The organism is Streptomyces sp. CB01580 (assembly GCF_001905795.1).
Taxonomy (GTDB): Bacteria; Actinomycetota; Actinomycetes; order Streptomycetales; family Streptomycetaceae; genus Streptomyces.
Genome location: NZ_LIXJ01000002.1, coordinates 48,066 through 62,730 on the forward strand (window position 1 = coordinate 48,066; position 14,665 = coordinate 62,730).

General features: G+C 70.4%; 12 protein-coding genes. All 12 read left to right on the forward strand.

Annotation, left to right across the window (positions count from 1 at the left end):
• Positions 1–180: 180 nt before the first annotated feature.
• A complete protein-coding gene (locus AMK22_RS02745; protein WP_079185890.1) occupies positions 181–930 on the forward strand; it encodes an aspartyl/asparaginyl beta-hydroxylase domain-containing protein in 750 nt (249 codons plus the stop codon).
• Positions 931–1,206: 276 nt separating this feature from the next.
• On the forward strand, positions 1,207–2,607 hold the full coding sequence (locus AMK22_RS02750) for an MFS transporter (protein ID WP_073781599.1): 1,401 nt from the start codon (positions 1,207–1,209) through the stop codon (positions 2,605–2,607).
• Between the two features lie 53 nt (positions 2,608–2,660).
• Positions 2,661–3,713: a beta-ketoacyl-ACP synthase III gene (locus AMK22_RS02755; RefSeq protein WP_073781600.1), complete on the forward strand. Its 1,053-nt coding sequence runs from the start codon at positions 2,661–2,663 to the stop codon at positions 3,711–3,713.
• On the forward strand, positions 3,710–3,946 hold the full coding sequence (locus tag AMK22_RS02760) for an acyl carrier protein (protein WP_073781601.1): 237 nt from the start codon (positions 3,710–3,712) through the stop codon (positions 3,944–3,946). The genes AMK22_RS02755 and AMK22_RS02760 overlap by 4 nt, the downstream gene beginning before the upstream one ends.
• Positions 3,947–3,994: 48 nt before the next feature.
• Positions 3,995–4,885 carry a (3R)-3-[(carboxymethyl)amino]fatty acid oxygenase/decarboxylase gene (gene scoE / locus AMK22_RS02765; RefSeq protein ID WP_079185891.1) on the forward strand — a complete coding sequence of 297 codons (891 nt, stop codon included), beginning with the start codon at positions 3,995–3,997 and terminating at the stop codon, positions 4,883–4,885.
• Positions 4,882–5,472 carry a (2E)-enoyl-ACP glycyltransferase gene (gene scoD, locus AMK22_RS02770; protein WP_073781602.1) on the forward strand — a complete coding sequence of 197 codons (591 nt, stop codon included), beginning with the start codon at positions 4,882–4,884 and terminating at the stop codon, positions 5,470–5,472. The genes scoE and scoD overlap by 4 nt, the downstream gene beginning before the upstream one ends.
• Position 5,473: 1 nt before the next feature.
• Positions 5,474–7,066, forward strand: coding sequence for a long-chain-fatty-acid--CoA ligase (locus tag AMK22_RS02775; RefSeq protein WP_073781603.1), 1,593 nt, complete (start codon positions 5,474–5,476; stop codon positions 7,064–7,066).
• Between the two features lie 36 nt (positions 7,067–7,102).
• Positions 7,103–7,360, forward strand: coding sequence for a phosphopantetheine-binding protein (locus AMK22_RS02780; RefSeq protein ID WP_073781604.1), 258 nt, complete (start codon positions 7,103–7,105; stop codon positions 7,358–7,360).
• Entirely contained in the window at positions 7,347–11,744 is a 4,398-nt protein-coding gene (locus AMK22_RS02785) for a non-ribosomal peptide synthetase (RefSeq protein WP_073781605.1), read from the forward strand. The genes AMK22_RS02780 and AMK22_RS02785 overlap by 14 nt, the downstream gene beginning before the upstream one ends.
• A gap of 8 nt (positions 11,745–11,752) precedes the next feature.
• Entirely contained in the window at positions 11,753–12,790 is a 1,038-nt protein-coding gene (locus AMK22_RS02790) for an ABC transporter substrate-binding protein (RefSeq protein WP_073781606.1), read from the forward strand.
• A gap of 56 nt (positions 12,791–12,846) precedes the next feature.
• Positions 12,847–13,812 (forward strand): FecCD family ABC transporter permease, encoded by a 966-nt coding sequence (locus tag AMK22_RS02795; protein ID WP_073781607.1) that lies wholly within the window; start codon positions 12,847–12,849, stop codon positions 13,810–13,812.
• On the forward strand, positions 13,809–14,627 hold the full coding sequence (locus AMK22_RS02800) for an ABC transporter ATP-binding protein (RefSeq protein ID WP_073781608.1): 819 nt from the start codon (positions 13,809–13,811) through the stop codon (positions 14,625–14,627). The genes AMK22_RS02795 and AMK22_RS02800 overlap by 4 nt, the downstream gene beginning before the upstream one ends.
• Positions 14,628–14,665 lie beyond the last annotated feature (38 nt).

Genomic DNA, 14,665 nt, shown 5'->3' on the forward strand with positions numbered 1-14,665 from the left:
GCCGCCACCTCCTCGCACTTTTGACCGGATTTTCTCGGCCGTGACGGGAACTCGGGCGGATAGGCGTTCGACTTTTGATACGAAGCGGCCACCGACCCCCGGGAGGCCGCGGCCGCAGGGGTGCGGGGGCGGGACCCCTGAGTCCGATCCCCTCGGCGGCAGGGCGGAAAGGAAGTCGTGATGCAGTCGACCGACGAGCAGTTCGCCGCGATACGTGATGAGTTCGGCCCCGACTCGCTTGCGCGGGTGGAGGAGATGATGGCGCCGGGAGGGCTCCCCAGGCACCCGCTGCAGGCGGGCGCGAAGTGGATCCTGCCGGGGATATCCCAGAAGCCCTGGCACGACCCGAGGAGCGATCCGGGCATCGCGTCGCTCGTGGAGGCTCTGGAAGGCGCGCATGGGGCGATCAGCGCGGAGCACGAGAGGGCCTGGCGGACGAAGCGTGCGGCCTTCTCGGACTACGAGCACTACCTGACGCGCCAGGACGACTGGCAGTCCCTCTACCTCTACCGGGACGGGGAGCTCATGGCGGAGTCGGCCGAGATCGCTCCCACCGCGTTCGACATCGTCAAGAACGTCGCGGTCGGCCACGGTCTCATCTGCCCTCTGCTGGAAAGCCACTTCTCGACGCTGCTGCCGGGTACCCGCATCGCGCCGCACTGCGATCTGTGGAACTTCAGCATCAACCTCCACTTCGCCGTCGACATCCCGGACGACTGCGACATCACTGTCGCCGGTGAGACGCGCGTCTGGGAAGAAGGCCGCTGTCTCCTCTTCGACTACTCCTTCGAACACCACGCGGAGAACCGGGGGAACCGCCCGAGGACCTGTCTTCTGGCCGATCTCTGGCATCCGGAGACGACCGTCCCCGAACGGCAGGCGCTGACCGTCCTGGTGACGGAGGTGCGGAAGCTGCTGGCGCAGACGTGACCCTGCGCGGCGCGCCGGACCAGGAAGAGCCGGAACCGGGCACGTACCGCCGCTACTGACACACCGACACCCTCCCGGGCCCCCTTGCGCATGCGGTCACTCCACGTGTTTCCGCACCACCCATCGCGCCGGGAGCGCACACCGGTGCCCGTACCTCGACTCCCGTCCCTCGTCCCGCCCACTGCGGCGACGTCCGGCGTGCCCTGACGCACTTCCCCAGGCGTTCCGCCCCCCGTCACCTCGTTCACCGAGCTCTTCACCAGAGAGGGATCGATCATGTCCGCGACCGCAGACGAGCACGCGGCAGCACGTCAGCGCCTTGGCCTTCCGGTGGTCCTCCTCGCTCTGGCCCAGCTCGTCATCTCGCTCGACTACAGCATCGTCTACGTGGCGCTGCCCGACATCGGCGCCTCACTGGGCTTTTCCGACCACGACCTCCAGTGGGTGGTCAGCGCGTACGTCGTCACCACCGGAGGCTTCCTGCTGCTCGGCGGACGCGCGGCGGATCTCGTGGGCCGCCGGAGGATGTTCGTCCTGGCCACGGCGATATACGCGTTCTCCTCCCTGCTGGGCGGGCTCGCGCAGTCGCCCGGCATCCTGCTGGCCGTACGCGCGGCCCAGGGGATCGGCGGCTCTTTGCTGTTCCCGGCCACGCTTTCGCTCATCAACACCACGTACGCCGAAGGGCCGGTCCGCAACCGGGCGCTCGCGGTCTGGGGCGCGGCCGGCGCGGGCGGACTGTGCTTCGGATCGCTCCTCGGCGGCGTTCTGGTCCACGGGTACGGCTGGCCCTCGGTGTTCTTCGTCAACGTCCCCGTGGCCCTCGCTCTGGCCGTCCTCGGACGCCTGCTGTTCGCCGCGGACCCGCCCCGGGACCGCACGCGGCGCTTCGACGCCGCAGGGGCGCTGGCCGCCACCGGCGGGCTCACACTGCTCGTCTTCCTGCTGGTGTACGCCCCCGCGGAGGGATGGACGCGCCCCGCGGCCCTGGCCGCCGCAGTCGCGGGGCTCCTCTGCCTGGTTCTCTTCGCCGCCATCGAGGGGCGGGCGCACGATCCCCTGATGCCCGTCCGTCTCCTCCGTCGCCGCGGGCTGGTCGCGGCCACGGGGGTCGCGGCACTGTTCAGTGCGACGTTCAGTTCGCTTCCGTACTTCCTGACCCTCTACTTCCAGGCCGTGCGGGGCTACGACGCCTTCGTGACGGGGCTCTGCTTCCTCGTCCCGGCGGTCGTCGTCGCGGCCGGCACCCAGGTGGGGGCTCGTGCCGTCACCCTGTTCGGCATGCGGCGCCTGCTGGTCGGCGGACTGGGAATCGGGGCCGTCGGCGCTCTCGCCCTGGTGCCGGCCGTGGCGGCGAACGGTTCCTATCCGGCGCTGCTGCCGGGGATCGTGCTCATGAGCGTGGGGCAGGGCGCCGCGTGGACGGCTCTGTGGATCGCCGCCGCCTCGGGAGTGGCGCCCGGTGATCAGGGCATCGCCTCGGGGATCGCGTCCACGTCCCTCCAGGTGGGCGGCGCGGTCGGCCTCGCGCTGCTCGTCGCGGCGGCCTCCGGCATCGGCCAGGAGTCGTCCGTCCCGGTTCTGGTCGACGGCATACGAACGGCTCTGCTCCTGACTTCCGGGGCGCTGGCGCTCGGCTCGTTCGCCGCTCTCCTGATCCGTTCGAACACCTCGTAACGATGTCGCCGCCCCGCAAGAAGGCCCCACCGACACCAATTCCCAGGAGAACCATGTCCGCGACACCCACCGACCGGTCCGCCGTGCTGAGCGGCGTCGGCGGTTGGCTGCCCCGGCGCAAGGTCGGCAACGATGAGCTGGCGGACCGGCTCGACACCGACGACGCCTGGATACGCTCCCGCACCGGTATCCGCAGCAGGCATCTCGCTGCCCCGGAGGAAGCCACCTCCGACCTCGCCGTCGAGGCGGGCCGCAGGGCGCTCGCCAACTCCGGTGCCGACACGGCCGATGCGGTCGTCGTGGCCACCACCACACCCGACCGCACCTGCCCCGCCACCGCGCCGCTGGTGGCCGCACGGCTCGGCCTGACCGGTGCGGCGGCCTTCGACGTCGGCGCCGTGTGCACCGGGTTCGTCTACGCCCTGGCAGCGGGGGCGGGACTGATCATCTCGGGAGTCGCGAGCCGTGTCCTGGTGATCGGCGCGGACGTGTACTCCCGCATCGTCGACCCCGAGGACCGGCAGAACGCCGTCGTCTTCGGCGACGGCGCGGGAGCCGTTGTCCTGCGGGCCGGGCATGCTTCGGAGACCGGTGCCATCGGGCCGTTCGACCTCGGCAGTGACGGAGCGCACGAGGACATGATCACGGTCGCGGCCGGCGGCTCCCGCCTCCCGGCCGACCCCGGTCGCACTTCGCGTGCCGAGCGGCATTTCGCCATGCGCGGCAAAGAGGTGTACCGCCACGCGGTCGCCCGGATGACGGACTCGGTCCGCACCGTATTGAACCGGGCCGGCTTGGACGTCCAGGACATCGACCGCTTCGTTCCCCACCAGGCCAACCTGCGCATCCTGCGCACAGTCGCCACCGACCTGGGCCTCCACATCGACCGATGTGCCACCCACGTGGAGACGGCCGGCAACACCGGCGCGGCCTCCATCCCCCTCGCCCTGGCCGCCGGCCACGCCAACCGGGCCCTGCGGCCGGGCGACCGGGTCCTGCTCACCGCCTTCGGAGGCGGTCTCACCTGGGGCTCCTGCCTTCTCACCTGGCCCGCGCTGCCCCCGACCGCCGAACCGCCCCACCACCGAGAGGAATCCGCCTCATGACCGCCACCTACCAGCAGTTGGTGTCGATCCTCAGCGCCCTGCACGACGCGCCCGCCGACCACTTCAGGCCCGAGGCGACCTACGCCGACCTCGACGTCGACTCACTGACCATGGTCGAGATCAGCATCCACATCGAACGCCACCTCGGCGTCACCGTCGAGGACAGCGAACTGGTCCCCGACCTCACGCTCGGTGCGACCGCCGTGCTGATCGACACCCGCCTGGCCGCCTGACACGGCGGCAGCCACACATCTTTCCGCCACGACAGAAGGAGCACCACCATGCGCATCACGGACCACGCCGGGACCTCCATCGGCACCTCCGTCGAGGACTTCGACCACACGTCGGCTTCCGAAGGCGACATCACGGCCCTCAAGGAGACCGTCTACCGACGCAAGATCGCCGTTCTGAAGGGCCAGGACCTCTCCCCGCAGGCGTTCCTGGAGCTGGGCCGCCGCCTGGGCCGCCCGGAGACGTACTACGAGCCGATGTACCAGCACCCCGAGGTGTCCGAGGTGTTCGTCTCCTCGAACGTGCCGGAGAACGGCAAGCAGATCGGTGTGCCCAAGACGGGCAAGTTCTGGCACGCCGACTACCAGTTCATGCCGGACCCGTTCGGGATCACCCTGATCTACCCGCAGGTCATACCCGCGAAGAACCGCGGCACGTACTTCATCGACATGGGAGCGGCGTACGTGAAGCTGCCCGACGACCTGAAGCGGGAGATCGCGGAGACCCGCTGCCGGCACTCGGTTCGCAAGTACTTCAAGGTGCGCCCGCACGACGTCTACCGCCCGCTGTCGGAGATCCTCGACGAGGTGGAGCAGAAGACGCCCGCCGTCCTCCAGCCGACCGTCTTCACCCACCCGATGACCGGTGAGCAAGTGCTCTACCTCAGCGAGGGCTTCACCGTCGGCATCGAGGATGCCCAGGGCAAGCCGCTCGACGAAGAACTGCTCCAGCGGCTCTTCGCGGCGACCGGTCAGCTCGACCGGACCTTCGAGCACGAGAACATCCATCTCCAGAGCTTCGAGAAGGGTGACCTGCTCGTCTGGGACAACCGCAGTCTCATCCACTGCGCCCGGCACACCACCACACCCGAACCCACGGTCTCCTACCGCGTCACCGTCCACGACGAGCGCAAGCTGCACGCCGGTCTGGAAGCGGCATGACCCGGACCGCTCGCACCGTGGAAGCGCGCCCCGTGCAGACCTTCGCCACGGACGAGGACCTGCTGCCCCGGGTGCTCGCACCGTACAAGGAGCACTGCCGCTACCTGCTCACCGCGGAGGTCTCAGGGCTGCCCGACGGGCTGTCCCGGGTTCGGGCGACGTTCGCGATCCCGGAGTCCTGCTACATCGACGACACCGGCCACCTGAACTCGGTGGAGGTGAACATCGCCTACAACCAGATGATGTATTACCTCGTCGCCAAGTCGGTGAAGGAACAGCTGCTGACCGGCTTCGAAAGCTGGACGCTGGAGGACTTCTGGCGCCACCAGCTGCCGGACATCCTCATCGCCCGGTTCGCCTCCCGCTTCCAACGGCCGGTCAGCCCACGGGACTTCTCCGGTGAGATGGCGTTCCGCTCCGTCGACCTCCGGTCACCCGGCCGCGGCCCCCTCCTCATGGCCACCACCGCCTACCGCTACTGGGACACCGAGGGAGGCCGGTGCGACGGCGACGCCACCCTCGCCTTCGTCAACATCACCCGACCCGAAGCCCGCTCAGCGGCAGGCACAGACAGGACGGACACCTGACATGGGCACCCTTGACGCCCCGCAGCCGGGCACCCGGCTGCACCACCGGCCCACCACCCTCGTCGACACCGCCCGCTTCCACGCCGAAGGGCAGCCGGACACCCCGGCCGTCATCTGCGGCGACACCACACTCACCTACGCGGACCTGCACCGGGAGAGCAGCCGCGCCGCACAGGCCCTGCGCGCCGCCGGTCTCACAGCCGGTGACCGGGTCGCCTACCTGGGCAAGGAGTCGGAGCGGTACTACGAGATCCTCTTCGCCTGCGCCAAGACCGGCACCGTCCTCGTCCCGGTCAACTGGCGGCTGACGTCACCGGAGGTCAGCCACATACTCCAGGACTCGGGCACCCGACTGCTCTTCGTCGAGGAAGAGTTCCGGCACATCGTCGACAACATGCCGATCGCACCGCCCGAACACGTCGTCGCGCTCGACGCGGCCGAGGGCTACACCGTCTGGAAGGCCCCGCACCCCGGAGCCGACGAGGCGTACGCGGCGACGCGCGACACCCCGGTGGCGCAGCTCTACACCAGTGGCACCACCGGGCTGCCGAAGGGCGTCGTGCTGGCCCACCGCAGCTTCTTCGCCATCGCGGACGCCATGGCCGAGGCGGAGGTCGACTGGATCGACTGGCGTTCCGGTGACATCGCGCTGGTCGGCATCCCCGGCTTTCACATTGGCGGACTGTGGTGGGCCACACAGAACTTCAACGCCGGGACCACGGTCGTGGCGATGCGCGCCTTCGACGCCGCCGTGGCCGTCGAGCTGATCCGGCGGCTCGGCATCACCACCGCCTGCGTGGTTCCCGCCATGCTGCGGATGATGCTGACGCGGCCGGGCGTCACACCGGCCGACTTCGCGACCCTGCGCAAGATCGTCTACGGCGGATCGCCGATCTCCGAGACCCTGCTGGAGCAGAGCCTGGCGGTGTTCCGCTGCGAGTTCGCCCAGATCTACGGGCTCACGGAGACCGGCAACACGGCGGTCTGCCTGCCGCCTGCCGTCCACGAGCCGGGATCGCCTCCCATGCAGGCGGCGGGCCGCCCCTACCCCGGCGTACGGGTCCAGGTGACCGACGATCAGGGCGTCCCGCTGCCGCCCGGCGCGGTCGGCGAGGTCCGCCTGGCCACACCGGCGCACATGGTGGAGTACTGGAACCTCCCCGACAAGACCGCCGAGACCCTCGTCGACGGCTGGATCCGCACCGGGGACGCCGGTTTCGTCGACGAGGACGGCTACGTCTTCATCCGCGACCGCATCAAGGACGCGATCCTCGTGGCGGGCGAGAACGTCTACCCGGCGGAGATCGAGAACGTACTGGAACACCACCCCGGCGTCGCCGAAGCCGTGGTCGTCGGCGCGCCGGACGACCGCTGGGGCGAGTACGTCCACGCCTTCGTCGTCCCGGCCGACCCGGGCGGCCCGGCCCTGCGCGCGCGCGACCTGCACACCTTCCTCACACCCCGGCTGGCCGCGTTCAAACTGCCCGCGAAGTACGAGTTCATCGACCACGTCCCCCGTAACCCCAGCGGGAAGATCCTGCGCCGCGAACTGCGCGACCGGTTCTGGAGCGGTCCGGGCCGCAAGGTCAACTGACCTCCGCCGCCCGCAGCGCGAAGAGAGAGGACCACCATGCCCGCTGCCCTCACCACCCAGCAGTTCCGCGCCGATCTCGCCGAACTCCTCTACCAGGAGCCCGAGGAAGTCGACCTCGACGACAACCCCGCCGGCGCCGGACTCGACTCCCTCCGCCTCATCACACTGGTCGAGCGCTGGCAGGCGTACGGCATCGACGTCTCCTTCATCGATCTGGCCGAACTGCCCTCCTTCCACCACTGGTGGCGGCTTCTGGACGAACGGCAGAAAGAAGGACGTCATGACGACGCCTGACAGCGACCGCCCCCACCACCGGCTGCTCGGGGCACAGGAGGGCATCTGGACCGGCCACCAGCTCGACACCTCCAGCCCCGCCTACAACACCGCCGAGTACGTGGTGATCGAGGGCCCGGTCGACATGGACATCTTCGAGGCCGCGCTGCGCCGGGCGGTCGAGGAGACCGAGGCTCTGCACTGCGTGTTCGCCGCCGACGACGAGGGCCGTCCTCAGCAAGTCGACATCCCGGCACCCGAGTGGCACCTCCACACCGCCGACGTCTCCTCGGCGCCCGATCCGCGAGCCGAGGCACTGCGCTGGATCGGCGCCGACATCGCGCGCCCCGTCGATCTCACCCGCGGACCACTCTTCGGGCACGCCCTGTTCCGCCTCGCCGCCGACCGCCACCTCTGGTACCACCGCGTCCACCACATCGCGCTGGACGGCTTCGGCCTCTCCCTGGTCGCACGGCGCGTCGCCGACGTCTACACCGCGCTCGCCGCGAACGCGGCGGTCGGCCCGAGCGGATTCGGCACCCTCGCCTCGGTACGCGAGGAGGAGGCTGCCTACCGCGGGTCCGAGCAGTTCGCCCGCGACCGGGACCACTGGACGCACCGGTACGCCGACCGGCCCGAGATCGCCACACCGGCGGCGAGGTCCGCTCTGCCGACTGCCTCCTTTCTCCGGGACGAGGGAGATCTCGACGCCGGGACCACAGCGGCGCTGCGGGCCACGGCCCGTGCCCTGTCGGTGTCCTGGTCGGAGGTCCTTCTCGCCATCACCGCCGCCCACCTCCACCGCGCCACCGGAGCACCGGAGATCGTGCTGAGCGTCCCCGCGATGGGCCGCTTCGGCTCCGTGTCCCTGCGCGTGCCCGCCATGGTCCGCAACGTCCTGCCGCTGCGACTGGCCGTCGGCGCGGACGACAGTCTGCGGGCGCTGGTCGCTGCGGTCTCCCGCGAGGTGCGCTCGGCCCTGCCTCACCAGCGCTACCGCTACGAGCAGATCCGGCGCGACCTGCGGCTGGTGGGCGCGGGGAGGCGGCTCTCCGGCCCGGGCGTCAACATCATGCCGTTCGCCTATGACCTGCGGTTCGCCGGACATCGCAGCACGGTGCACAACGTCTCGGCCGGACCCGTCGACGACCTGGCGTTCAACGTGTACGACCGCTCCGAAGGCACATCTCTGCGCTTCGCCGTGGACGCGAACCCCGACCTGTACACCGCCGCCGAGGTCGCCGGTCACCGGCGCGCCCTGTTCGACCTGCTGACGGAAGCCGTCGCGGAACCAGACCGCCCGTTCAACGCCCTGCCCTCCGCCTCGCTCGCGGCACACTCCACGCCGGTCCACGTACTGGAGGGAGACCCGCTCCCCGCGCCACCCCGCCCGGTGCTCGCCCTCATCGCCGACCACGCGGCGCGACGCGGCAGCGCGGTGGCCGTGGAGGAGAGCGGCCGAAGCATCGGCTACGCCGAACTCTTCGGCGAGGCACGCCGGACCGCTCACCTGCTCGCCGGCCATGGAGTGCGCCGCGGCGACCTGGTGGCCGTCGTACTGCCCCGCGGCATCGCGGCTGTCACCGCCCTGCTCGGCATCATGGCCGCGGGTGCCGTCTACTGCCCCCTCGACCCGAACGCCCCGGCAGACCGCACCACCGCGCTGCTCACTTCCGCCGCGCCCGACCTGGTCCTCACCACAGCGTCGTACGCGCCTCTCTTCCCGGACCACGCCGTGCTGCTGGTCGATGCCGAGCCGCACACCACATCGACGCACCCGCCCATGTCCGCACCGGAGTTCGGGGAACTCGCCTACGTCATCCACACCTCCGGCACCACAGGAGAGCCCAAGGGCGTCGAGGTCGGACACGGAGCACTGGCCCACTTCGTCGCAGGGGCCGGACTCCGCTACGGCCTGGGCCGCACCGACCGCGTCCTGCAGTTCGCCCCCCTGCACTTCGACACCAGCATCGAGGAAATCTTCCTGACCCTGTGCACCGGCGCCACGCTGGTCATCAGGCCGCAGGACATGACGGACTCGATCCCGCACTTCCTGGCCGAGTGTGATCGCCTGGGCATCAGCGTGCTCGACCTGCCGACCGCGTACTGGCACGAGTTGGCCTATGCCCTGTCCACCGGGGCCGGCGCACTGCCAAGCACGGTGCACACCGTCGTCATCGGCGGCGAGGCCGCACTACGAGAGAGGGCCGCCCGCTGGCGCAAGGCGGTCGGCACGGATGTCCGGCTTCTCAACACCTACGGGCCGACCGAGGGGACGGTCGTCGCCACGGTGGCCGATCTGCACGACACGGCTCTCGCAGCCGACGACACCCCGGTGGGCCGCCCCCTGCCCGGCAGCCGGGCGGCCGTTGTCGACGGGGAGCTCTGTCTGCTGGGCCCCGCCCTCGCCAACGGCTACCGCGACCGGCCACAGGAGACCGCGGAGCGCTTCGTCCCGCTGAAGCGGCTGCCCGGCTCTCCACGCGCGTACCGAACGGGCGACCTGGTGGAGCTGGGCGAGGACGGACTCCTGCGTCATCTCGGCCGCGCGGACGACGAGTTCAAGATCAGCGGTCACCGTGTCCAGCCTGCCGAAGTGGAGAGCGCCCTGCTCTCCCACCCCGGAATCAGCGACGCGGCCGTGGTCGGTCAGGTGCTGCCCGACGGCACCCGCAGGGTCACCGCCCACCTCGTTCCCGCCGGACCGAGACCACCAGCGTCAGCGGTCCGCGACCACCTCCGCGCCCGGCTGCCCGGACCGCTGATCCCCGCCTCGCTCACGTTCCTGACCCGCCTGCCCCGCACCGCGTCGGGCAAGACGGACCGTGCCGCACTGCTCTCCCAACTCCCCGCGCTCCCTGACGGTGCCGAGGACACCGGGCGAGCCCTCACGCTGGAGGCCACCGTCACCGGCGTGTGGCGCCAGGTACTCGCGGCCGACGACCTCACCGCGCACGACGACGTCTTCGAACGCGGAGCTCAGTCCCTCCAGGCCATCCAGGCCGCCAACCGCCTGGCCACGGAGCTGGGCAGGGAGGTGAAGGTCGCGTCGCTCTTCCAGTACGCCACTCCCGCCGCCCTCGCCGTCTTCCTCGGGGCCGGAACACCTGTGTCCGACAGCCCGGCCGACTCCGTGCTGCCGTCCTCCCTGGCGGCCGACACCGAGCTCGCCCTGGAGATCCGCCCCGGAGCAGGGACGGCCTCCTGGCCACCCCGGCGGTTCCTGCTCACCGGAGCCACAGGATTCGTGGGCACCCACCTCCTCGCACGGCTTCTGCGGTCGACGGAGGCGGAGGTGGTGTGCGCCGTCCGGGGCCAGAGCCCCGAGGAGGCTCTGGCGCGCGTCCACGCCGCTCTGGAAGCGGCCGGCCTGGCGCTGCCACCGGAGGAGCACCATCGCGTCACCGCTCTCCCAGCAGACCTGTCCCTGCCGCAACTAGGCATGACGGAGGACCAGTGGAGCGAACTCGGGTCCACCGTCGACGCCATCGTCCACAACGGCGCGGCGGTCAGTGTCGTCCGCGACTACACCGCCCTCCGCCCGGCCAACACCGAATCCACCCGCTGCCTGCTGCGTCTGGCGGCCCCGCGCGGCATCCCGGTGCACTACGTCTCCACGCTCTCGGTCGGCCCACCGCGCGCTCTGAGCGAGGAGTTCGAGGAGACGTTCCTCACCGCGCACGAAGGACTGCGCTACGGCTACCAGCAGACGAAGTGGGCGTCCGAACGCCTCCTCGAACGGGCCGCCGAGCGCGGCCTGCCCGTCACGGTCCACCGGCTCGGCCGCGTCGTCGGCCCGATCGCGGCGGGCACGGTGAACCGCCAGGACTTCCTGTGGACCGTCCTGCGCGCCGGAGTGCCTGCGGGCATCGTGCCCGACCTCTTTCCGGAGGAGTCCTGGATCCCCGCCGACCGGGTCGCGGCCGAGATCGTGGCGACCGGACCCGGCAGACGCCGCCCCCACGCCGTGGTCCACCACCACGCCGGAACTCCGGTGCGCCAGAAGGACCTGCACCGCTGGCTGCGCGAGTACGGCTACGAGATCGAGACCCTTCCACTGGACGTCTGGCGAGAGCGGATCCCCCCGAACACGGGGGACGCCGCAGCGGTCCTCGCCTTCTTCGACTCCCTGCCGCAGGGTCCGGACGGGCCGGACGGGAACCTCGGGCTCGCGACCGTACGGGCCGACAACGTGCGGGAGAGCCTGGCGTCGGCCGATGGCCCGCTGCCGTCCGTCCATCCGGCCACCGACCGGGCCGCCTTCTTCCGCCAGCTGGATCACTGCGTGGCTACCGGAGCACTGCCCGCACCGTCGGCTCCGGATTCGCCACGACCTTTGGGAACTCGCTCCGGGCGCCGCCCGACTCTTGATACGAACCCTGGCCGACAGCCGGCCTCACACTAGGAGCACACATGTCCACCAAGCGGTTCGCCGCCCTCGGAGTGATAGCCGTCGTCGGAGCCGCGACCGCCGGATGCGGGGGCCCGACGGGCGAGACGGCGGCGGAGACCAAGCAGCCCGCCGCGTCCTCGGCCGCCGGCTACCCGGTCACGCTGGAAAACTGCGGGGTGAAGCAGACCTTCACCAAGGCACCCGGCAGAGTGGTCGTCATGAACGGCGCCTCCGTCGCCGAGGTCTCCACGCTCCTGGCCCTGGGGCTTGAGGACCGCATCGTCGTCAACCAGCAGAGCTACGGCATGTCCGAAGTGCCCGGCCGCGCTGACGCGATCAAGGCCCTGCCCAAGGGCGACATCAAGCTCAACGACGCCTTCGACATCCCCCGCGAGGCGATGCTCGGCCAACGTCCCGACCTGGTCCTGTCCACCACCGCGTACGGCTTCGACGCCAAGAACGGCTTCGCCACCCGCGACCAGCTCAAGGACGTGGGCGCCAACACCTACATCTCACCGCAGGGCTGCGACCAGGACACGTCCAGGATGACGATCGAGGACAGCCGGGCCCTGCTCCGCGACATGGGCAAAATCTTCGGCGTCAGCGACCGCGCCGAGAGGCTGATCGCCGAGTCCGACAAGCGCATCGCGGAGGTCGTGGAGAAGGTCAAGGACGAGAAGAAGCCCAACGTCCTGGTCCTCTTCTCCAACATGACGATGGGCGGCAACGACTTCAGCTCTGTCGTCGCCAAGGGCATCTACAACGACATCCTCGCCAAGGCCGGGGGCACCAACGCCTTCGAGTCGGCCTCCAAGACCTCCTTCGCGGACCTGAGCAAGGAGAAGGTGGCCGCCGCCGACGTGGACGCCCTCGTCGTCATCAGCTACAACGACCCCGACCCGACGGCCTACGCCAAGAAGCTGCTCAAGGAGTTCCCCCAGTGGTCGGCGGCGAAGAACGACGCGTACGTGGTGCTGTCCGACTCGATCTACCTCGGCCCCAGCAACGACGTGGCCGTGGAGAAGATCGCCAAGACGCTCCACCCCGACGCTCTCTGACCGGACTGCGCCTCTCCCTCGGTGTCCTCGTCCTGCTCGCCGCACTGCTCGCCGCCGTGATCACGGCGATCAGCATCGGCGCGGTCACCGTACCGGTGGCGGACGTCTGGAGCATCGTGGCCCATCACCTGACGGGCCATGATGCGGTCGCCGACCCCGCGCTGGACCAGATCGTGTGGAGCTTCCGCACGCCCCGCGTCCTCCTCGCGGCCCTCGCGGGCGCCGGCCTCGCGGTGGCCGGCGCCGTCCTCCAGACCCTGGTCGCCAACCCCCTGGCCGACTCCACCGTGCTCGGCTTCTCCTACGGAGCCTCCTTCGGCGCGGTTCTGGTCATCACCTTGGGCGGGATCGGCATCGGCGGAGTGGGGGTTGCGGGCGCCGCGTTCCTCGGCGCTCTCGCCACCGGAACGGCGGTCTTCGCCCTGGGACGGCGTCGCGGACGCCTGGCACCCACCCGCCTCGTCCTCGCGGGCGTGGCGGTCGGCTACGTCCTGCTCTCCGCGACCAGCTTCGTGCAGCTCTGGGCGACGCCCACCGAACTGCGCACGGTGATGTTCTGGATGCTGGGCAGCGTCGCCGGAGCCCAGTGGGAACAGCTGCCCGTGGTCGCGACGATCGTCCTGAGCTGCACCGCCCTGCTCGGCCTGTTCGGACGGCGGCTCAACGCCGTCCTGGCCGGCGACGAATCAGCCACCGCACTCGGCGTGGACGTCAACCGGCTGCGCGCCGTCCTGCTGGTCATCACCGCGCTGCTCACCGGTTCGGTCATCGCGGTGGCCGGCGGCATCGGCTTCGTCGGACTGATGATCCCGCACCTCGTACGCCTCACCGTCGGAGCGGACCACCGGCGACTTCTCCCGCTCACCGCGCTGCTCGGAGCCGTCTACCTCGTGCTCGTCGACCTCCTCTCCCGTACCCTCATCCGACCGAACGAACTGCCGCTCGGCATCCTCACCGCCCTGCTCGGCGCCCCGTTCTTCGTCTGGCTGTTGCGCCGTAACAAGGGCTTGGACACCGTATGAAGCTCACCGTCGACCAGGTACACGTCGCACTGGAGGGGACCCCTGTCCTGCACGGGGTCGACCTGGAAGTCGGCCCCGGTGAGGTCGTCGGCCTCGTCGGCCCCAACGGCAGCGGCAAGTCCACCCTGCTCCGCGCGATCTACCGGTCGCTCCGCCCCACCCAGGGTGTCGTCAGGGTTGGAGAGGACGACGTCTGGCGCCTCGCGCCCCGTGCCGCCGCCCGCCGAACCGCCGCAGTCCTCCAGGACCCGGCCGGCAGCACGGGGGGCCTGTCGGTGACCGAGATCGTGGCGCTGGGCCGCACACCTCACCACGGGCTGATCGGTCGCGAGGGCCCGGACGACCGGCGTTCCGTCGCCGAGGCGATCGACCGCTGCGGGATCAGCCACTTCGCCGACAGGGAGTACGCGTCCTTGTCCGGGGGCGAACGCCAACGAGTCCTGCTTGCCCGAGCCCTGGCGCAGGGGCCCCGCCTGCTGGTCCTGGATGAATTGACCAACCACCTCGACATCCGCGCCCGGTTCGAACTGCTCGACCTGATCCGTTCGACCGGAGTGAGTACCCTGGCCGTCCTGCACGACCTGGACTTGGCCGCCCGGCTCTGCGACCTGATCGTCGTCCTTGACCGCGGGAGGGCGGTGGCCGTCGGCTCCGTACTCGACGTCCTCACTCCCGACGTGATGCGCGAGGTCTTCGGCGTCGAAGCCTCCACGAGCCGGCACGGTGACGGCGTCGTCCGGATCGCTTACGCGGCCCGTCCCCTCGCGAACCCCGGAGGCCCCACGGGCCTTGAGACTTCGGCCACAGAGAACTGACGCACGCGTAGCCACCCGGGGCGCGGTGCCCGCACAGA